This window comes from Pseudoalteromonas sp. Ps84H-4 (assembly GCF_024124645.1).
Classification (GTDB): Bacteria; Pseudomonadota; Gammaproteobacteria; order Enterobacterales; family Alteromonadaceae; genus Pseudoalteromonas; species Pseudoalteromonas lipolytica_C.
Genome location: NZ_JAMXSK010000001.1, coordinates 103,952 through 124,632, shown reverse-complemented (window position 1 = coordinate 124,632; position 20,681 = coordinate 103,952). Strand labels below are relative to the sequence as shown.

General features: G+C 40.1%; 17 protein-coding genes and 1 other RNA gene. 11 read left to right on the top strand and 7 right to left on the bottom strand.

Going from position 1 to position 20,681, the window contains the following annotated elements:
* The first annotated feature begins 78 nt into the window (after positions 1 to 78).
* Together tilS and NH454_RS00560 are read left to right on the top strand one after the other, a co-directional pair.
* Positions 79 to 1,389 (top strand): tRNA lysidine(34) synthetase TilS, encoded by a 1,311-nt coding sequence (gene tilS / locus NH454_RS00565; RefSeq protein ID WP_235382016.1) that lies wholly within the window; start codon positions 79 to 81, stop codon positions 1,387 to 1,389.
* Positions 1,382 to 1,726: a hypothetical protein gene (locus NH454_RS00560; RefSeq protein ID WP_135924027.1), complete on the top strand. Its 345-nt coding sequence runs from the start codon at positions 1,382 to 1,384 to the stop codon at positions 1,724 to 1,726. Before tilS ends, NH454_RS00560 begins: the two co-directional genes overlap by 8 nt.
* 25 nt (positions 1,727 to 1,751) lie before the next feature.
* Here the strand turns inward: NH454_RS00560 and NH454_RS00555 are convergent, their stop codons facing one another.
* On the bottom strand, positions 1,752 to 2,648 hold the full coding sequence (locus NH454_RS00555; protein ID WP_135924028.1) for a GGDEF domain-containing protein: 897 nt from the start codon (positions 2,646 to 2,648) through the stop codon (positions 1,752 to 1,754).
* Between the two features lie 139 nt (positions 2,649 to 2,787).
* Here NH454_RS00555 and NH454_RS00550 point away from each other — a divergent pair, with 139 nt between their 5' ends.
* The gene (locus NH454_RS00550) at positions 2,788 to 4,761 is read left to right on the top strand and encodes a monovalent cation:proton antiporter family protein (RefSeq protein WP_235382015.1); all 1,974 of its coding nucleotides are present in this window, start codon (positions 2,788 to 2,790) and stop codon (positions 4,759 to 4,761) included.
* Here NH454_RS00550 and NH454_RS00545 read toward each other — a convergent pair whose 3' ends face one another.
* Complete coding sequence (locus tag NH454_RS00545; protein ID WP_135924030.1) at positions 4,762 to 5,907, bottom strand: patatin-like phospholipase family protein; 1,146 nt, start codon at positions 5,905 to 5,907, stop codon at positions 4,762 to 4,764. It lies immediately after the preceding gene.
* A gap of 130 nt (positions 5,908 to 6,037) precedes the next feature.
* Here NH454_RS00545 and NH454_RS00540 point away from each other — a divergent pair, with 130 nt between their 5' ends.
* Positions 6,038 to 6,901 carry a DUF3014 domain-containing protein gene (locus NH454_RS00540; RefSeq protein WP_135924031.1) on the top strand — a complete coding sequence of 288 codons (864 nt, stop codon included), beginning with the start codon at positions 6,038 to 6,040 and terminating at the stop codon, positions 6,899 to 6,901.
* A 138-nt stretch (positions 6,902 to 7,039) separates the two neighbouring features.
* An RNA gene (gene ffs, locus NH454_RS00535) (signal recognition particle sRNA small type) lies at positions 7,040 to 7,136 on the top strand.
* A gap of 199 nt (positions 7,137 to 7,335) precedes the next feature.
* On the opposite strand, the gene NH454_RS00530 is transcribed toward ffs, so the two are convergent.
* The 3 genes from NH454_RS00530 to NH454_RS00520 all read right to left on the bottom strand — a co-directional run bounded on the left by NH454_RS00530 (position 7,336) and on the right by NH454_RS00520 (position 11,132).
* A complete protein-coding gene (locus tag NH454_RS00530) occupies positions 7,336 to 8,712 on the bottom strand; it encodes an alpha-amylase family glycosyl hydrolase (RefSeq protein WP_235383474.1) in 1,377 nt (458 codons plus the stop codon).
* Positions 8,713 to 8,956: 244 nt separating this feature from the next.
* Positions 8,957 to 9,157 carry a hypothetical protein gene (locus NH454_RS00525; RefSeq protein WP_235383475.1) on the bottom strand — a complete coding sequence of 67 codons (201 nt, stop codon included), beginning with the start codon at positions 9,155 to 9,157 and terminating at the stop codon, positions 8,957 to 8,959.
* Positions 9,158 to 9,386: 229 nt separating this feature from the next.
* Entirely contained in the window at positions 9,387 to 11,132 is a 1,746-nt protein-coding gene (locus NH454_RS00520; RefSeq protein WP_253038033.1) for an ATP-binding protein, read from the bottom strand.
* 320 nt (positions 11,133 to 11,452) lie between these two features.
* Between NH454_RS00520 and NH454_RS00515 the strand changes: the two genes are divergently transcribed.
* The 6 genes from NH454_RS00515 (at position 11,453) to NH454_RS00490 (ending at position 18,643) form a co-directional block, all read left to right on the top strand.
* Positions 11,453 to 11,752, top strand: a complete 300-nt coding sequence (locus NH454_RS00515) for a hypothetical protein (protein ID WP_235383478.1) — start codon at positions 11,453 to 11,455, stop codon at positions 11,750 to 11,752.
* A gap of 180 nt (positions 11,753 to 11,932) precedes the next feature.
* The gene (locus NH454_RS00510) at positions 11,933 to 12,778 is read left to right on the top strand and encodes an HDOD domain-containing protein (RefSeq protein WP_135924036.1); all 846 of its coding nucleotides are present in this window, start codon (positions 11,933 to 11,935) and stop codon (positions 12,776 to 12,778) included.
* 564 nt (positions 12,779 to 13,342) lie between these two features.
* Positions 13,343 to 15,961 (top strand): TonB-dependent receptor, encoded by a 2,619-nt coding sequence (locus tag NH454_RS00505; RefSeq protein ID WP_235383479.1) that lies wholly within the window; start codon positions 13,343 to 13,345, stop codon positions 15,959 to 15,961.
* Positions 15,962 to 16,031: 70 nt separating this feature from the next.
* The gene (locus NH454_RS00500; RefSeq protein WP_235383480.1) at positions 16,032 to 17,543 is read left to right on the top strand and encodes a family 10 glycosylhydrolase; all 1,512 of its coding nucleotides are present in this window, start codon (positions 16,032 to 16,034) and stop codon (positions 17,541 to 17,543) included.
* 64 nt (positions 17,544 to 17,607) lie between these two features.
* Positions 17,608 to 18,360: a hypothetical protein gene (locus NH454_RS00495; protein WP_235383481.1), complete on the top strand. Its 753-nt coding sequence runs from the start codon at positions 17,608 to 17,610 to the stop codon at positions 18,358 to 18,360.
* A 49-nt stretch (positions 18,361 to 18,409) separates the two neighbouring features.
* The gene (locus NH454_RS00490) at positions 18,410 to 18,643 is read left to right on the top strand and encodes a hypothetical protein (RefSeq protein ID WP_135924040.1); all 234 of its coding nucleotides are present in this window, start codon (positions 18,410 to 18,412) and stop codon (positions 18,641 to 18,643) included.
* Here the strand turns inward: NH454_RS00490 and NH454_RS00485 are convergent.
* Positions 18,640 to 19,020: a diacylglycerol kinase gene (locus NH454_RS00485; protein ID WP_135924041.1), complete on the bottom strand. Its 381-nt coding sequence runs from the start codon at positions 19,018 to 19,020 to the stop codon at positions 18,640 to 18,642. The two genes, NH454_RS00490 and NH454_RS00485, sit on opposite strands and share 4 nt — an antisense overlap.
* A gap of 20 nt (positions 19,021 to 19,040) precedes the next feature.
* Positions 19,041 to 20,666, bottom strand: coding sequence for a phosphoethanolamine--lipid A transferase (locus NH454_RS00480; protein ID WP_235383482.1), 1,626 nt, complete (start codon positions 20,664 to 20,666; stop codon positions 19,041 to 19,043).
* Positions 20,667 to 20,681: the final 15 nt, after the last annotated feature.

Below are 20,681 nucleotides of genomic sequence, written 5' to 3'. Positions count from 1 at the left end.
TTGAAAAAAGCCGCTTTTGCGGCTTTTTTTGTTTTATAATGCTGATAACACAGACGCTTGTATACTCATTGGTTTTTAATGCAAACATCAGACTTATATCACCATTTTTTAGCACAATTACAGCCGTTGCTGAACGCTGAACACAGCTGCTTTAGTGTTGCCTTATCAGGCGGTGTTGACTCTGTTGTGTTGTTACATTTAATGAACCAAGTTCAAAAGCAGCGCCCAGAGCTTAAGCTTGAAGCTGTGTATGTTAATCATGGTTTGAGTGAGTATGCCGATGAGTGGCAAGGATTTTGTAAGTCACTATGTGAAGAGCTCGGTGTAGCATTTAAAGCGGTGCGCGTTGAAATCCAAGAGCGCTCGCGAACTTCACTCGAGGCACAAGCGCGCGAGGCAAGATACCAAGCTCTTGACGAAAACTGCGAGGTAGGCAGTGTAATACTGCTTGGTCAGCACTTAAATGACCAGCTCGAAACCTTCTTGTTGCGGCTTAAACGCGGCTCAGGCCTGCAAGGCTTAGCATCAATGCCACAAACGCGGTTATTAGCGTCTGGGCGAGTATGTTTTCGACCGCTGATTAATATCACACGTGAGCAAATTGAACAGTTTGCCGTTAAATTTGCCATTAGCCATATCACCGATGACTCAAATATTGATGAGCGCTTTGACCGCAATTTTTTACGTCATCAAGTTTTGCCTATTTTAATGGAGCGTTTTCAAGGATTTGAAAAAAGTGCAGCGCGCAGTATTCGGCTGTTACAACAACAGCAATCGCTGCTCGATGAATATACGCAAAGTGACCTTGCACACTGCCAAAATTCACAGGGTGGTTTAAGCTGCGCGGCAATTGCGGAGTTTAGTAAGCCCAGACAAGCAAATCTTGTGCGTGCGTGGCTAAATCAGTTTACTCATCAACTACCTTCAGAAAATCAGCTACAGCAAATTATTGAACAAGGTTTAACGGCACAAGCTGATGCGCAGCTAAAAATTTGTTTGCAAAGCGGCGATGTTCGTCGTCATCAGCAACATTGGTACTTTGTGACTGAGCAGGCAATACCACAGGCAATGGATATTAACTTACAGCCTATAGAGCTCACTGATGGCCGTAAACTTATCGTTAAGCAGGGGAAGGGCATCAGAAAGCCTTTAAAAAATGAGCAAGTAAGCGTTGAATTTAATAAGCCGCAAGCACGTATAAAACCATTAAAAAAACCCGGCTCAAACACCTTAAAACATTGGTTTAAAGATGCCAAAGTGGCCCCTTGGTTACGTGCGCAAACACCACTTATTTTTTATAACGATCAACTCGTGCAAGTAGTGGGCTATTTCACTAGCGCTGAGCACAGTGTTGAAGATGGAATTTTTTGGGAGATATTCTATGAGTGAACAACCACATGTTGGTTTATCACTAGTTAATAAGGCACCACTAGGTTTGGTGTTGTCACTGTTAGTTGCTGTTATTGCTGGTTTTGTTTATACAGACTTGAGCTTACTGACACTACTTTATGCCTTAGCTGGCGGCCTGTTGTGTTCAGTATTGCTACTAGGATATTGGTCAGGTAAAGGTGGTATATTCTTTATTTTAGGTGTACTTACGCCATTGGCCTTAGTGATGGTATCACCCCTTACCACCATGGCTGCACTGCTCTACTTGTTAAGCGGCTTTTTTGCTGGCTTTTGGCTGGTATTACTTTGCTATAAGTTTAAAGTTAAAAAAGCCTAGCGGGGGATGCTAGGCTTTCTGTTAATTAAAAAGCTCTGGCGCAGTTTCTTCCTGCTGCTTTAGCTTTGTACAGACCTTTATCTGCACGGGCAAATACATCATTTTCGCAATCTTGGTTAGTTGCTAAAGTATAACCAATACTAGAAGTTACGCGGTATTGTGTCATCAAGTTAGACTTTTTCACCAGCCGCATAATTCGCTCTGCAACTACTTTGTTAGTTGTGAATTCTGGGTCGTCAATTAATAGTGCAAACTCGTCGCCACCAAAGCGAAAAATTGAGTCTGTTCCTCTAACACTACTGCATAGTACTTCTGAGAACTCTTGTAAAACATCATCACCAATTTTATGACCGAAACTATCGTTCACTTGTTTGAAATTATCTAAATCAAGCAACATTAGGCTAAATGGTCGGTTTTGGCGACGACAACGTTCAAGCTTTTGCGCCAAACTGTCATTAAATTGACTTCGGTTATTTAAGCCTGTTAGGGCATCTTTCGTTGCCAAACGTAATACGCGGTTATACATAATGGCATTACGAAGTGGATAAACCAGCGCACTGTGTAACTGTTCTAATTTAGCTTCTATGCCTTTACCCATTGGGAATTGGCTAAAGTAAATTAATTGCCCTAAACGCTCACTTTCGATATCTAAATCAAAAGAGTAAGGCGTTTGAGATGTATCACTCCCTGCACTCTGAGACACGCCGAGTGAAGACTGGAACTGTAATCCCGATAAATTAATCAGTTGTTTTGCATGATTAGCAAAAATCGTCAGTATATTCTCAATTGAAAGTGTGGTTTGCAGCTTAGCAATTAAGTCATGTGGATTATTTGTTTCATTTATTCGGTAATGCTCTGCCGAAAACGGCAGAAATTCGCCTCGCGCAGACACTCGCTGCGTCAAAATATGGACATTTTCCATTAAAATTCTCCCCCCGGAGTGTTTAGTTACTCCTACTTAGCGAGATTTGTGCCACTTTTTTAAACTGGCTGAAAAACAAATGGTTGCTATAGTTAAAGAAGGCTACAGCTTTATCATCAAGTAGAAGGGAGTTTATTGCTTGCAAAATGTGCTGATTCAAGTGTTTGGCTTGCTAGTTGCTGCCGTATTATTTGTTTGGTTCTTCAAACGAATTGGCTTACCACCTATTCTTGCGTACCTGGCAACTGGGGTGTTGGCGGGGAGTCACGGTATTGGCTGGATGGCGCAAAGCCATGAAATGCACTTTGTGGCTGAGCTAGGTATTGTGTTTTTATTATTTAGTTTAGGTCTAGAGTTTTCGTTACCCCGTTTAAGGGCTATGCGTAATATCGTTTTCGGCCTTGGCTCATTACAAGTGGTTGTCACCAGCATTGTGTTTATGCTGATTTTGTTGCTGCTTGATTACAGCTTACTAAATAGTTTTACTATTGCCAGCTTAATGGCGCTATCTTCAACCGCAGTGGTTGTAAAGCTACTTAAAGAATCTGGAGAGCTTAACCAACGACGAGGCCAACTTGCCATTGGCGTATTGCTATTCCAAGACATCGCGGTTGTGCCATTACTTATTGTTTATCCACTGCTAGCACAAAGCGGCTCAGAGGAAATTGTAGGCGCATTGGCGTTTGCACTCACTAAAGGCGCATTGGTTTGTGTTTTACTCTTTGCTATAGGTAAGTGGATACTCCCCAAGGTATTTAGCGAAATCGCATTAGTGAGAACCGATGAGCTATTTATGTTAACCACGCTATTGGTTGCATTATTCGCAGCTGGGCTTACATACTTGTTTGGCTTATCAATGGCATTAGGCGCTTTTTTAGCAGGGATGATGTTAGGAGAAAGTCATTACCGTCACCAGCTAGAGGCGGATATTCGGCCATTTCGCGATATTTTAATGGGGCTGTTCTTTGTCACAGTAGGTATGCAGCTTGATGTACTTTATGTGCTTAGTAGTTGGTATTGGATCATCACTGTACTGGTTGGCTTGTTGTTCTTTAAAATAGCGGTGTTATCGATTGCTGCTCAAGTAATGGGTGAGCGTAAGCAAGATGCTGTTTCTGCGGGGATCATGCTTTGGCAAATGGGGGAGTTTGGTTTTGTACTTATTGCCCTTGCTTCGCAGCACCTTTTAATCAGTGCAGAGCAAGCATCGTTTTTAATTGCAGTAGGGGTGCTATCGATGGCACTCACGCCTTATCTTATCGAAAAAACACCGTTAATTATTAAAAAACTCGGCCTTTTAAGTCAAACAGGGCAACATTGGCAGCAACCCGCTGCGAGTAGTCCGTTGTACCATAACCATGTTGTGATCTGTGGGTTTTCACGGGTTGGACAAACCATCGCGCGGTTTTTAAAGCCCGAGGCAATTGAGTACGTAGCAGTAGAGAGTAATCCAATCTTATTGCAAGAAGCAAAAGCCGCTGGCGAGCCTGTTATATTTGGTCATGTAAATCAAAAAGATATTTTAAAGTCAGCTGGGGTAGAGCGAGCAAGGCTAGTGATCATTACCTTTACCGACTTTGAGCAAACACAAATAGTGGTTGATGCCATCAAGCAAATCGCTCCCAAGGTCAAGATTCTTGTGCGTATGCGTGATGATAGTGAACTCGAAACACTAAAAGAACTGGGTGTGACAGAAGTGGTGCCCGAAACCCTTGAGGCAAGCTTGATGCTAGTTTCTCATGTTCTTTATATGTCGGGAGTGCCTATGACTCGCATTATCCGCAGAGTAAGTAAAGAACGTAGTAACCGTTACCAATTTTTAAATGGCTTTTTTACCGGCGACAAGCTCGATGGAGAAGAAGCAAGTTCAGACCGCCTAGAATATTTGCATGTTATTGCTTTACCCGAGCGAGCTTATGCTGTGAACCAAAAAATCAGCGAATTAAAACTTGAACAGCGCCGTGTATCTGTAAGGGCACTTCGTAGGCAAGACCGTGAAATTGACGCTCCATCATCGCAAACTATTTTACTGGCTGGCGACATTTTAGTGCTACAAGGTAAACCGCGCCGAGTAGAGCGAGTAGAGCGGTTTTTGCTGGATGGTTTGGAGTAGCTAATCCAGCTCTAAGAATTTACGAATTTCAGGGAGTTTATTAAGGCCATCTTGGTAGCCAATCTCGATGAGCTTTTGTGTGTAACGCTTCTCAAACAATAAGTAGCTGGTTAAGCTTGATTGCGAGCGTTTTTTTACCCCGATAAGACGTAATAACACTTTAATCGCCATTGGCATATCGTCATAAAACTGTGCGGCAATTACATTAAAGTTCTGTGAGGGGTTAATCACGCAGGTTTCGATTTGCTTTAATTCTTGATGTTTGTCGCGAGCAGGCAACAGGCTCAAGGTTCGGTTGATACGTTGTAAACGCTCTAAATCAGACTGTAAGGTATCGGTAAATACACTGTCGAGTAAGTGACCCGCAATATTTGAAAGTCCTGGGTAGTGTGGTTGATAGCCCGGAGGATGTGGTGCTTTTGGTTCGTCTACACCAATGATAAAAATTTTCTCAGCGCCTAAATGCACAGAAGGGCTCAAGGGCGATAGCTGGTGGATTGAGCCATCACCAAAATAATGGTTATGTACATTCACACTTGGAAAAACCATAGGAATGGCACTTGATGCCATTAAATGCTCTACATTTATACGTGTTGCTTGTCCCTCGCGCTTCGCTCGGCGCCAAGGCTTTTGAGTAAGCGACTGAAAAAACGCCACAGAGTCACCCGTGGTATAACTAGAAGCAGTAATAGACACAGCATCTAAATAATTTTTATGCAGATTTCGCTCAATACGTGATAAATCGAGTATTTCATTGAGCAGTTTTCTAAGCGGCTTGTTATTCAATAAGCTCGCTGGTGGGTGGTTTATATGCTCTGACTGGAAGCTCGTTAGCATATTGCGCAGAATATGCAGAAAAACACTGATGAAGTCGCTTTTATAAACTTGCGAAGTAGAAAAGTTCTTCCATACCCATTCTAGTTTTTTGCTCGCTAAATGAGCACAAGAAGCATAACATGCTAATGCAGCGGAATTAATTGCGCCTGCTGATGTCCCATTAATTATAGTAAACGGTAAAGGGGCAGTACGCGGCATGCTTTGAGTAACTGCTTTTAGCACGCCCACTTGATAAGCAGCACGAGCGCCACCACCTGTAAGTAGTAAGGCGACTTTTGAATGCTGTGTTTTTTTTAACTTAGTACCCATATTTGCATTTAACTAGTTGTGCGTCTTTACTTTATTTATCAACTGTAAGTCTTTAAGCTAGAAGAAGCAAAGTTTAGCTCGCGAGTTACGTTAATTTTCGTCTTTTTGTTTGTTTTTAAAGGGAGTGTGTATGTCTGAGCATTCGTCAGAGCCTACAGTTAAATCAGGTTCATCAAATAATAATCTTATTTTTGCGGTTGTTATATTAATTATTATCGCCGGTGTTGCGGCGTTTATTTTATTGAAACCAGAAGAGCAGCCAGTGCAAGTTGTTGAAGACATTGTCACTGAAGAAGTGCCTGTGGTTGAGTATCAAAACCCTGAGCCTGAACCTGAAACCTCAGAGCCAGAACCAGAGCCAGTTGTGGTTGAAACGGCTCCAGAGCGAACCCCAGAGCCAGTACCAGAGGTAGAGCCACTGCCTACGCTCAATGAAAGCGATGAAGTGGTTGTAGCACGTATGGATGAGTTATTAAGCGATCAAGTGATGAGCTTAATGGTGACCGATGACCTTATTCGTCGCGGTGTTGTGTATGTTGATAATATCGCCAAAGGTAAAGTGGCATTAAGCCATGCGCCTGTTGAGCGCCCTAAAGAGTCATTTAAAGTGATTGAAGGGGATATTTTAACAATCGATCCAAATAGCTATGAGCGTTACACCCCTTACGTAAAACTATTTACTAGTTTAAGTGCTGCACAAGTTATACGTATGTATGACGAATACAAACCGCTGATTAACGAAGCTTATGCTGAAATTGGCTACGAAGGTGATGCATTCACTGGCACGCTAGAAGAGGCGATTGACGTTCTGCTTGATACTCCAGAACCAAAAGGTGAAATGCCGTTAGTACGTAACTCAGTTACTTATCAATATGCTTATTCTGAGTGGGAAAATTTACCTGATGCGCAAAAACAATTGCTGCGTATGGGTCCAGAGAACATGAAAAAAGTAAAAGCAGCTCTGCGCAACATTAAAGCTGAGCTTGAAAAGTAATTAACGAAAATCACTTATTTACTGTGCGATTGTATACTAAGCATGCAATCGCACTTTCTTTTTCGAATACCCCTTGAATAACAGGCTAAAACTAGAGATAATCTCTCCCGCGCCGAACGAGGCTCTCAATGGTAGTCTTATTGGTCCTCTCGCAACACTAGCAGGTGAATCTGGTCAGGCCCGGAAGGGAGCAGCCACAGCGTGTGACGTGTGTGCCGAGATGTGGCTGGTAAGACTGCCACCCAAAATCTTCTTTGGGTGACTTTCTTCATACTTATCTCTTTTTTAAACACGCTTTCGATACCCGCTTTAATTTTCTATTAAATTACACCGATTTATTAGCTGGTATGAATGATGTCTTCTTTCTTACAATTTACTTTAGAACCTAGAACCTAGAACCTAGAACCTAGAACCTAGAACCTAGGCTCTTAAAACTATTTCACAAACACTCTAAATCCCCACGCTGGAATTGTGAGTTCTGTTGTTTCATTAAATTCTATTAGCTGTTTTGAAAAAGCATCAGTGTACTTACCTAAATATAATGGCTCTTCAAAACTGACTGTTTTTGGTTCTTTCGAGAAATTAAATACGGCAAATACTTTATCGTTGCCTTTTGCGCGAACAAAGCTAAGTACTGCTTTTGGTGCAGTGTTTGGTACATGTACCATGCGTCCACCAAATTGGCCATTCCATAGTGCTTCATTATTATGTTTGAGTTCAAACAGTGACTGATACAAGTCACCAATAGGGTGCTTTTGCCATTTTATAGAGTCACGTTCGAAAAATTCGAGTCGTTTATCGTTGCCTGCTTCTTGGCCGTTGTAAATCATCGGGAAGCCTTCGCCAACTACAGACAGCGCAATGACAGATTCAAGCGCCTCCCCGTAATGTTCAAACATGGTACCTTCCCAAGCATTGGTGTCATGGTTGGCAACACCTACAAGGCGGTAAGCTTCAGCTGGGAATGCGCTTTCATTCCATGAATAATAAATAAATAGGGCGCTGACATCTGCATGACCATTTACAATTTTGCGCATGTGTTCAGACCATGACCAAGCGTATGTCATGTCAAAGGCTTCGGCATGTAAATCGCGCGATTCCCATTCAGCAAGCATTAAAACAGGCTTTATGTCATCAAGCTCACGGCGTACATTGTTCCAAAAGTCTACGGGTACAAAGCCTGCTACATCACAACGATAGCCATCAATACCGACTTCTTTTACCCAGTATTTCATCGACTCTGTCATGTACTCACGAAGCGCTGGTTTTGAATAATCAAAGTCGATAATGTCAGACCAATCCCACCAAGGCGTCGGTCTAAATTGGCCTTGATAGTCTCTATCGTACCAATCGGGGTGTTCATATCTAAGCCAGTTATCCCATGCGCTGTGGTTTGCTACCCAATCTAAAATAACGTACATGCCCATGTCATGTGCTTTATTCACAAAGGCTTTAAGATCATCTAGTGTGCCAAATTCAGGGTTTACTTTTCGGTAGTCTTTTACTGAGTAGGGGCTGCCTAAACTGCCTTTGCGATTTTCTTCACCAATAGGGTGAATTGGCATTAACCAAATAACATCGACACCTAATTTCTTTAAGCGCGGCAGTTGTTGCTGTGCGGCATTAAAAGTGCCTTCTTTAGTAAACTGGCGAGTATTTAGCTGATACATCACTGCATTTTTTGACCATGCCGGATGCGTTATCTTTACATAGAGTTTTGGTTGGTAGGCACTATTTGTTGTTTGAGTACACGCCGAAGCGAGTAAACAAAGTATGAATATAAGTAAGCACTTTTTTGTAATATGAGTCATTTTAAGGCCTTGTTGTCTTGTTTTATATGCTGATTGAAAAATCAGCAGGTGTCCTTACTATAGCCTTCGCGTTTAGCTGCAACAATAAAGTGCATACGTATTCACTTTGTGTTTACATAATCGATTAAGTTGATTCTCGCTGTTCGCTGAGAATAAGCAACTAATAAAGTACTTAAATGATTAAATAAATGTGTTGAACAAAAGCCACTGCTTACAACCAAATAGTCAGTGGCTTGGTCCGCTTTTAAGCGGATAGTTGAAAAGTTGATTTGCTGGGATCCCAGCTAATGAGCCGGTTGATTTCAAGCTCTTTTAAAACGGTTAGCAATTCGGACTCACTTAAACAACAGCCTTGTTTTAGCTTATCAAGTGAAATCGCTTTGTCACGGCTATGAAACTTAGAGGCCAACATAATACGGTATATTAGTTTAGACTTACGGTTCATAACGCACCCCTCCACATTTTAATTTTGATAGCAGCGGTTGCTACTAATTGGTTTTATAATTAGGTTCAATGTGTACCGATGATTAATGACTATGGGCGATCTTTTTTTGTAAGTCAATCGTTATGTAAAGGTTAAATAAGTGTTTTGGAGTGGGCAGTTCATTTGCCATTTTTTGAAAATCTATAGCTTATTGAAATAGCAAAATAAGCTGTGAATTTTGATGAAAACTTTAATCTAAGCCTTCATTTTGGTTAATTTCGAGTACATCATTAATCGTGTTAAACAGCAGGTGTTTTTCAATAGGCTTACCAACGTGACCGTTAAAGCCGCAGTTCATATACTCGATAATATTTTCTTTCATTACATTGGCAGTAAGAGCGATAATAGGAACTGCTTCGTTAACTCTTCGTATATGAGCACACGCTTCAATACCCCCCATATTTGGCATTTGTATGTCCATAAGTACTAGCCTAGGATTGAGCTTATTAAATAACTCTATAGCTTGTTTACCATCTTGTGCAAAGTGTAGTTCAGCATTGGTTTCTCCTAGCATTGATTTAATAATCATGGTGTTTAAAGGGTTATCCTCTGCTATTAATACCGTCTGATTTGTTAAGTCAGGTACTTTAATGTGGGTAATTGTTTCATCAATATGAGCTTTTTGAGATAGCTTAAGTGGTAAATACACTGTAAAACGGGTGCCCTTACCAAGTTCACTTTTTACATCAATACTACCACCCATGCGGTTTATTAAATTAACTGTAATCGACATGCCAAGGCCTGTACCTCCAAAACGCCTAGTAATGCTGTTATCGGCTTGCTGAAATCGATTGAAAAGATGAGACAGTCCTTCTTTGCTCATGCCAATACCCGTGTCGATAACATCTAATTCTATTCCCTCGCGCTGAGCAGCTTTTTTGACAATAACTTTTACACCTCCTTGTTCAGTGAATTTAACTGCATTAGATACTAGGTTTAACAGTATTTGTCTTATGCGTACCGGATCGCCAACCCATAAATCCTCTATATCATCACTAACTTCAATTTTTAAATAGATAGATTTTTCATTACAGACAGGCAAAAAATCAGAATTAATTGACTCAACGACCCGCGAGAGAGAGAAGTCTATTCGTTCAACTGATAGCTCGTTCGCCTCCATTTTAGAAAAGTCTAAAATATCGTTGATGATGGTAAGTAGTGATCGACAAGAAAACAGCGCCTTAGCAACAACTTCTATATTGTTCGGTTTTTGAATGTTTGGCTGTAAAATTTGTAATAGCCCCATAATACCGTTTAAAGGGGTGCGGATTTCATGACTCATGTTAGCTAAAAACTCTGATTTTATTCGTGTGCCTTCTAAAGCACGCTCGGTGAGTTCAATCTGTTGTTTATAAGAGTTTGAAAGCTTTCTAAAGTAAACAAGCAATATGCTGGCAAGTAAGATGATGGTTAAAATATGTACGATGTAAGCGAGTTGAAAGTTGTTATTGATAGCAAGGCCTTTGTCCTTCAGTATCGTACTTATATGTGTTTCGAATTCTGAAAGAGCCTTTAATGCCGCAGCATCATCCACTTTAGCCACTAAATCGATTTGCTCACTTGTAGCGCCTTCAGCAATCATATTTATTGCAATGTCGAGTTTAGCTTCATACTCACTAACTGTTTTTGTAACGTCAGTAAGCGCTGTTTGATCGTATTCTTCTATTGCGCTGAGTTTGGATAGTAAGTCTTTTATTGTGGCAAGTTCATTTTTAATTTTGGGAAGGTAAAGCTCAGTGTTTTTTCTTAGCACCAAGTTTTTAAAATGATGAATAAAACCACCATAACCTAGTTTTTGAATAAGCTTGTCGTGAAGGACATAAACATTTGCTGCTGTTTCAGAATAATCATGCCATTGCGAGTCGACATTTTTATAAGAGAATAAAGAGGTAAAAGTGAGCAATATGACTAATGCAATCACGATAGATGCATTCATTTTTAACTTTTTTTTAGTTTGCAGCAGCGCTTTTGTCATTAGATTAAGGCATCTATCCCATTATTATTTTAAGCATAGCAGCATTTTTTTATGTTCACATAAGAATGGACTAAAGTCAGAATGGCTTTTTATGTGAATAATAAAAAGCCTTAACCAATAACATGAAAATAATCTAAAGCGATTAATAAGCTATTCATAAAAAATATTTTAAATCAATAGCGCTGTACTTTTTTTGTACTTATTGTATCTTAAGTTGGTACATAATTTTAAGGTTTAATTGAGTGTAAGCTAACACTCATTTGTTAAGTGGAGTAAAGGATATGCAAGCGCAAACAGTCAAAGAATCAATGGCAACTATTCAATCAGGTGTTGCAAAAGCAGATGGGAAGCTTTTAGTTACAGAGCAAGACATTGTTTTTGAGCCATTTAACAAAGAGTTAGGCCTAGGTCCATACACATTTTCACGATCGCAAATCAATAACGTTGATAAGTGTTCAGGTAAAGGCGCGGGTATTTTACCAATTACAGCTGATGGAATTCGTATTACGTTAAATAACCATGATGTATTTGAGTTTATTTTAGCAAACCCTGATGAGTGGCTAAGCGTACTTTCTCACTAAGTAAATAGCCAATAGGCGGCATATTAATTGACGTATTACTATGCCATTTTTTTTACGCAATGAATACTCTTTCTGCGCAACTAGTTGATCTCAAACAATACTAAGGCAAACCTCTTAGGCTACTTTACACATCTAAACCATTAAATTGCTCGTTGCTTATTAAAGGAGGCTCTTGGGCAAATGATCAACTTAGATGAACAACGCCTAGTTTCGCTTGAACGCGGTTTTCATATTCCACCTAAACCTGAATTATTGAGCCAAATTGCTGATGAAATGCAAAAGTCGGATGCAAGTTTAGATAAAATAGCCCTACTAATTTCAAAAGACATTAGCCTTTCGGCCTTATTGTTAAAAACTATAAACAGCCCGGTGTTTGGCTTGCAACGCACTATAAGTGATATACGCCAAGCCGCGATGTTTTTAGGCTTAGAGCAGCTTAATCGGTTGGTAACGATGGCCTTACTTAAGCAAAATTTTAATGGCAATGCCTGCATAAGCCTAGAGCGCTTCTGGGATGAGTCGCTTGAGGTTGCTAATGCTTGTGTGCTGCTCGGTAATAGTTATAAGTCTTTAATGCCAGTAGATGAGCTTTATTCTTTAGGGCTTTTTCATAATGTGGGTATTGCCGCAATGGCATTAAAATTTACAGATTATGTCGAGGTACTTAAACAAGCAAATCTAGCTAAAGAGCATGCGATTACAGACCTTGAACAAGCACGTTACCAGTGCGACCACGCGGTGATTGGTTACTTTATCTCTGTTTCTTGGCATTTACCTAAGCCACTTTGTCACGTTATTTTAAACCATCATAACACGCACTTTTTAGCGCAAAATAATGATGAACAACAACGTATGGCCTATGCCATTTTAAAATGTGCAGAAAGTGCTGTGGATTATGCCCGTCACCAACAGTATTCAAGCGAATGGTTTAAAATCAAAGAGGCGTGTTTTACTGAGCTTGGTATTGTTGAGCAAGATTTTGCTGATATGGTCGAAGATTACGTCGACAATGCGATGGCAAGTTAAGGCCATTTAGTTTTATTTCCTCTTTTCTTAACTTCGATGAGTTTGCGAGTGGTGAGTTTTCATCACTCTTTTTTAATTAGGCAGAAACTATTCAATATTAAATTTTCTGGTGTTAGCTGAGTTTTATTTTTCCAAAGAGTGCTTAACATTTCATGTGCTTGTAATAGGCACTAGCAGCGTTTGTTTTATAGGCGTTTTTTGCCCATTCCCATTGATTCTTAGTTTTGTTCTTGAATAAAAAATTCCCCAAAACAAACACGCCAATGTGATTCTTCAATTCTTAAAAAACACCTATTTTATAAAGCATTAATATAAGTTGCTGATTTTAAGTGTTTTTTAATCTCAAGGTTGCTTGCTGGGTGTTTTCCTGTCTCTTTCTTGGAATTTAATATTGTTAACATAAAAAATTTAAAGAATAAAATATCTTGATTTTATAAAATATTACTACTATTGTAGCCGCAATGTAACAATAAAGTTGTTACCAATTGTTGTTCAAAAGAGCATTTATGTAGTTTGTAGTCACAAAATCTCTCACTTTTTAAAAAACGATAGGGTTACATTTCCATGAATAAAAAATTCTCCACGCTAACTGTTTGCATCAAAAAAGCATTGCTCCCAACTCTTTTACTTGGAACATGTGCACCAGCCTTTGCAGCTGATCAACAAGATGAAAAAAAGAAAGTTACAAAAGAAGATATTGAGCTGATAGAAGTCCGCGGCTATGCGGCGTCAGTTGAGAAAAGTATTAATATGAAACGCTTTTCAAACAGCGTAGTTGATGCAGTTTCTGCTGAAGATATCGGTAAATTTCCTGATCAAACAGTTGCAGATGCATTGCAACGAATTCCTGGCGTGCAAGTAGAGAAAGACTTAGGCGGTGAAAGCGACCGAGTGAGTATTCGTGGTACAGCACCTCATTTAAATATAACGCTGTTAAATGGCCAAAATGTGGCTTCTGCAACGGCTTCGGCATCAATTACACGCCCGTCGCGTGGTTTTAATTACTCATTATTACCAGCAGAAATGGTCGATACTCTCGAGGTTTATAAGTCTGCTGAAGCTGACATTGATGAGGGGTCAATTGGTGGCACTGTTGTAGTAAAAACACGTAAACCGCTTGATAGTGAAGCTAACTATACAGCGCTTTCAGTAAAAGCATTCCACTTTGAAAACGCAGATGAAACTAAGCCATACGTGTCTGGTTTATATTCATGGAAAAATGAAGCCCAAGATTTTGGTTTTAATGTTGGCTTCGTGCACAAAGAAACAGCAACGCAGCGTGATAGTAAAGAAGTACGTTTTGGATATCGCAGCACAGATGCTAACCAAGATGGTAATGCAGAATTTTATCCAGGGGCAGTGGGTTACAACCGCTACGCAAGTGATAGCGATTTAGATACCGCAACAGCGACATTCCAATACGCTGCAAATGATAACCTTGATTTTGTTTTCAATAACTTATATTCAAAGTCAGAACATGAATCATATGGCACGTATTCAAGCGGTTTTATCCTGCAAAATATTGCTAACATTGAGAACCCCGTTATCGTTGACGGTACGGTTGTCGCCGGTGATTTACCAGCACACAATAACTTGGGTTATTATGGTAATGCGGGCTACCGTGGTGAATTTAAGACTCAAGCTCATGATTTAAAAGTGACTTACAAAGCAGATGATTACACTGTTACAGGTCAGCTAGGTTACAGTAAAGCTGACGGTGAGGTGAGTGATGTTTATTCAGAGTACTATGCCAATACAAATGCGTCATTTACGTTAGAAAATGGTACGCCAGATGTGACTTTATCGGCAGATTTAAGCCCACAAGATTACCGTTTAGATTACAACCATAAAAATGACATACTCAATGACTCTGATGAGCTTTATGCGCAGTTTGACGTTGAATATTTACTAGACACTGGCTTTTTCACTGCAATTAAAGCGGGTGTAAAGTACCGTGAGCATACAAAAGCTGCCAGTTTGATGAAAGCTAACTATCCAAAAGTGTCAGCAGCAGGTGAGAGCTTTAATTTGGGTATGTTTGCAAGCGATTCTACTAGCGACGGCATTTTATGGCAGTTTGATAATAACCAGTATGCAGATTGGATCTCGTCTACTAGCCCAACATCAGGTCCTTATGAGCACCTTGACTACACCTTCGACCTTGAAGAAACCGTTACAGCTGGCTACGTCAAAGCCGTGTTCGAGCACAATAAGTGGCGCGGGAATATGGGCGTACGCGCGGTTAAAACAGAGCTTGACTCTCGTTCAGTTGAGTACACTGGACGTAGTTTTGCGCCTGAAAATATTCAAGATGTATATAGCTCAAATAGCTACGATGACTTCTTACCAAGTGTAAACATTAATTATGACTTTACGGATGATGTTGTGCTTCGCTTTGCTGCGGCTAAAGTAATGTCTCGCCCTGACTACGATTTTTTATCAGCGCGTAAAAGTGGCTACTGTGCAGCGGCAACAGGCTGTAAAGGTTCACAAGGTAATCCAGACTTAAAACCTTATCGTTCGACTCAATATGATTTATCAGCTGAGTGGTACTTTAATGAGTCATCAATATTGTCATTAGCTTATTTCTACAAAGATATTGATTCGTATATCACCAATACAACGATTGAAAAGCAGTGGACATGGACAGACCCTGATACCGGCGTTGAAGAGGTTCGTGATTTCTTAGTGACTCAGCCTCAAAATGGCCTAGGTGGTGAGAATTCGGGCTTTGAAGTGAACTACACTCAAAAGCTTATGTATGGTTTTGGTATTCAAACCAACTATACATATTCAGATGCTGAACTAGAGCAAACACCAGAACAAAAAGCCGCAGGTGAAGAAGCTGTGTTGCCAAACAACTCAGAAGATACTTTTAATGCGACGGTTTATTATGAAAACACTGCTTTCAGTGCCCGTGTTTCTTATACATATCGTTCAGAATATTTTTATACTAATTACCTTGGCTTAAACCAGTATAAGGATGGTTTTGGTCAATATGATTTAAATGTTAGCTATAACATTTCTGAAGATTTTAATCTTATTTTCCAAGCTATTAACTTAACAAATGAAGAGCAAAAAGCGACTTCAGGTAATAGCACAGGTATGCCAGATGCTAATCGTCCATTAGCAATTCATGATTATGGTCGTCGCTTCTTGATTGGCGCACAAATGAAGTTCTAATACTCATTTGAGTTTAGTGAAATTGAAGGCACAGCAACATGATTGCTGTGCCTTTTTTATGAGGTTGATCATGTATTTAAAAATTTTATCGCTATTGAGCATGTGCTTGGTTTTAAGTGCGTGTAGTTTATTGTCAAAAAATGAAACAACGTATACTGAAAAACAACTGCTTGGTACGATTTACCAACCACAGGTCGCAAGGGAGTTTCGTGCTGCTTGGGTTGCCACAGTAGCAAACATTAACTGGCCAACTGAGCCTGGGTTAGCTGTTACAGAGCAAAAACGGCAAGCGATTCAAATACTCGATAAATTACAAAAGCATAACTTTAATACTGTGATTTTTCAGGTACGCCCGCAAGCAGATAGCTTCTTTCAGAGTAGTCGTGAGCCTTGGTCTTATTATTTAACTGGCGAGCAGGGCAGAGCTCCAGCACCATTTTATGACCCGCTACAGTTTTGGATTGAGCAAGCACATAAGCGTGGCTTAAAGATACATGCGTGGTTCAACCCTTATCGAGCCCACCATCCTGATGGTGGCCCTGTGTCTGAACACTCTGTGGTCACACGGATGCCAGACCAAGTGGTAAAACTAAAAAATAGTACTTATTGGTTTTTACCAACCGATCAAGATGTGGTTGCTCACACCTTAAATACATTAACGGAACTTGTTAAAAATTACGATTTAGATGGTATTCACTACGATGACTACTTTTATCCTTACCCTTCTTATAATGAAGGCGAAGATTTCCCTGACGCATTACAATATCAGGCTTATGTAAAAGCGGGCGGCAAGTTAACAGTTGCAGATTGGCGTAGAGAAGCGGTCAATCAATTTGTTAAACGCCTTTATGCTCGTGTTAAAGAAACTAAACCCCATGTGTTAGTTGGCATTAGCCCATTTGGTATCTACAGACCCAAGAATCCAGACTCAATTCGTGGCATGGATCAGTACGAGAAGCTCTATGCGGATGCTAAGTTATGGCTAAACGAGGGGTGGCTTGATTACTTAACTCCACAATTGTACTGGCCAATAAACCAGTACGCGCAAAGTTATCCACTGCTGGTAAATTGGTGGCAAACACAAAACACCAAACAACGTCATTTATGGCCGGGTATTAACGCACTTCGGTCGTTTGATACAGCGGGTGTCGATGAAGTGGTTAATCAGATCATGATTAACCGAGGATTTTTAGCATCGCCAGGGACTGTTTTTTGGAATGTTGCGGCGCTTGACGGTAGTCGATTAATGAGTGATGCATTAGCAAAAGGCGTGTTTCAGCACCAAGCATTAATACCGCAAACCCCTTGGATAGACATGCCAGCGGTTGAGCCATTTAAAGTTTCATATGAACGTTCAGCAAATTACATTGAGCTATCTTGGCAGCATGCAAATGAACCACAAGTAACGCAGAGCTTGGTGTATTTTAAATACGGTGACGATTGGCATTATCAGCTTTATGCAAACAATAAACATACGCTCAAAGTTGCTACAGAAAAAGAGCAACAAACATTAACAACAATTAAAGTAATAGCCGTTGACAGATTAGGTAATCAAAGTGATGCAGTTCAATTAGAATTTTAGTTGAGGCTGTACTGCGTGTCCCCTAATTTGTTACGCTTTAAAAAACTAAAAAATGGATACTAAAGTGAAAGCAGTTTTGTTAAGTGCAATCGTACTGATTGGTAGCTCTTATTCATCATGGGCTACTGCCGCAACAAAGCATATCAAAATAGTAAAACCTGTGGTTGCAGCGTTTAAAGCAGGGGATAAAGCGGCGATTGCAGAACGAGTCCACTATCCATTGCAGCGTAAAGCCCCTCTTAAAGACATTGAGAATAAGCAAATGCTTATCGATAAATTTGAGCAGGTATTTGATCAGCAATTTGTTGAATCGATAGCTAACTCAAATATTCGTCATGATTGGGAGATGATGGGTTGGCGCGGCATTATGTTTGATTCAGGCAAATTGTGGTTAGACTTTGATGGCTCTATTTGGGCTGTGCCCTATCAATCAGATGCAGAAAAAACATTACGCGAAGCGCTTATTGAAGAGCAAAAACAAGCTTTACACGAAACCCTTCGCGAATTTACTCAGCCGATACTAACTTGGAAGACAAAAAAGCATTTAATTCGTATTGATGAGTTGGCAGAAAATCAATACCGCTATGCGGCTTGGGATATTGAACAATCAATGCTGGATGAGCCAAGATTGGTGATAACAGGGGGCACGTTAAGCTTTGATGGTAGTGGCGGTAACCATTTTTATACATTTATGAATAACGGCTATCGCTATGTGTGTCATGTTATCGTGCTAGGTACTGAACAATCTCCGGCAGGGCAATTAGAAGTATTTAAAAATAATGTACAGATTTTGTCTGAGTCTGCTTTGGGTTTTTAGGTGTTTTTGCTTACTTTGAACTACACTTACTTTTTTAAAGGAGTAAGTTATGAGTACAAAATTTTGGATTTTAAGAGCCACTAGAGTTTTCACGCTGGTGGCTATTTTATTGTTTATGGTAGAAATCCTTAAAGGTCACGACACACAAAGTGCATTGAGTTTTGCGTTACTTTGGTCATTTATTGCAACGGCAATTTTTATCGCAACCCGTTTATATCACTCATCAAAAGGGCGACATTGTGCACTTTGTAATGACACCCCGGATGATAAAAAAGCCAGTTAACTTAGGTTGTAAACAAATACACCGCCCCATACTAGCGCACAAATTGTAAGAGCAATAAGTACGGCTGCTGACCCCAAGTCTTTAGCTAGGCCTGATAACGGATGAATTTCAAGGCCTATGCGGTCTATTGCTGCTTCAATTGCCGTATTGACCACTTCAGCAAACATCACAAATAGCACAGATACAAGCAGCATGATTTTCTCATACAGGGTAATTTGCCAGATAAAAACCACGGCTATGGCAAGGACCAATAGTATCAGCTCTTGTTTAAAAGCAGATTCATGTTTTGCTAACCACGTGAATGCACGTTGGGAATTTTTAAATGCAAGGCGAATACGTTTAATGCCTATGGGTTTGTTAGTGCTATCAAATTGCATAGTATGAAATCTCTATTTCGTTAGCTTTGTTTTGAGCAAGCATAAAAAATGTCTTGCTCAGGATTATATTTAGTACTTCCGACATGGGTTAAGCCAAGTAGGGTGTCAAAAATGTTATCGTGTGAAAAAGCATGGTTACGCTGTTGTTCAATACATTGGTTAAAGCGGCTATCGGCTAGCTTATTACTCCAAAACAGCATAGGCACTTGAGTTTGCTCTTTTGGCGCTAATGCATATGGAAAACCGTGTAAATACAAACCTTTTTCACCTAACGACTCACCATGATCAGAGACATATAGCAGTGATTTATCATCCGCTTTACTGTCTTTAAGCAAGTTGATTAGTTTACTCAGCACTAAGTCGGTATAAGCAATGGTATTGTCATAGGTGTTTGTGAGTTGCTCGCTGCTACAATTTTGGATATCGCTACGTGGGCAGTCAGGCAAAAATTTAGTGTCTTTTTTTGGGTAGCGGCGATAGTAGGTTGGCCCATGTGAACCAATCATATGTAACACCACTAGTTGGTGCTTTGCATTACTCTTGGCAAGTGTTGCTGCTAACTCATCAACGAGTACCTCATCAAAACAGTAATGGCCATCACAAAGTGGATTGCTCTTTGTCGGTTCTATCGTTTGTGATTTAACACGCACGCAAACCCCTTTGCAGCTGCTGTTATTATCAATCCATGTTACTTCAACTCCACTTCGTTGAATGATATCAAGCGCATTCTCTTGGCTTTGTGCTATACGTGAATCATAGCTGTTGCGGTCTAATCGAGAGAACATGCAAGGTACAGAAATTGCGGTTGCTGTACCGCATGAACTAACATTACTGAAATATTTTACCCCAAGCTTAGGTGTATTTTGATTGGTTGGTTTTTCATAACCCTGCAGTGAAAAATTGGCAGCTCGTGCTGTTTCGCCTACTACCATAATGGTGAGTGAGCTTTGCTGCTTAGCCAATAAATGCGGTGTTTTATCTAATACTTTGAATGGTAAAGGAGGATAAAAATAATTATCGCGCAAGTACTTATAACCTGCAGTGTAAAATGCAAAAGGAGTTATGTAGCTCGTTAATTGGCGGTTATTACGCCCTACAGAGGCATAATCTTTATAAAATGGTACCGCAATAATGGCTACAACGATAACAGCTGCAAGGTTTAATAGCGCAAAGCTTTTTAGGCGTTCGCGAAAGTGGCCAACAATCTTAAAGCGAGAAAATAAATAGGCTGGCAGCACTCCAAGCACACCAATAAAAGCGATAACTTGTACATTCAGGTATGAAAATGCCTCACCTGAATTTGTTTCTAAGACATTTTGCAACATGCTTTTATCGAAGATCACGCCATAGTTTAAAGTGGCATAAAACAGCAGTGACGAGAGCACCACGCTTGTCAAAAGTATGGGCTTTACAAAGGTGATTAACGACAGCCAACTTAGCACCATTGCCGTCAATGCCAATAAGAAAAACGGCACGGTTATTATGAATAACCAGTCGACATGCCCAGGCTTGGCTGCCGCCTCAAACACGTTATATAAAAATAAGCCGTTAAAAGCGATAACTAAATATAAAGACACTAGCCAGACAAATTGGCTGTAGCTAACGGGCCATTTTTTAGTAAACAGTTGTTTGATTTGTATACTCATAGTCATTCCTCATCG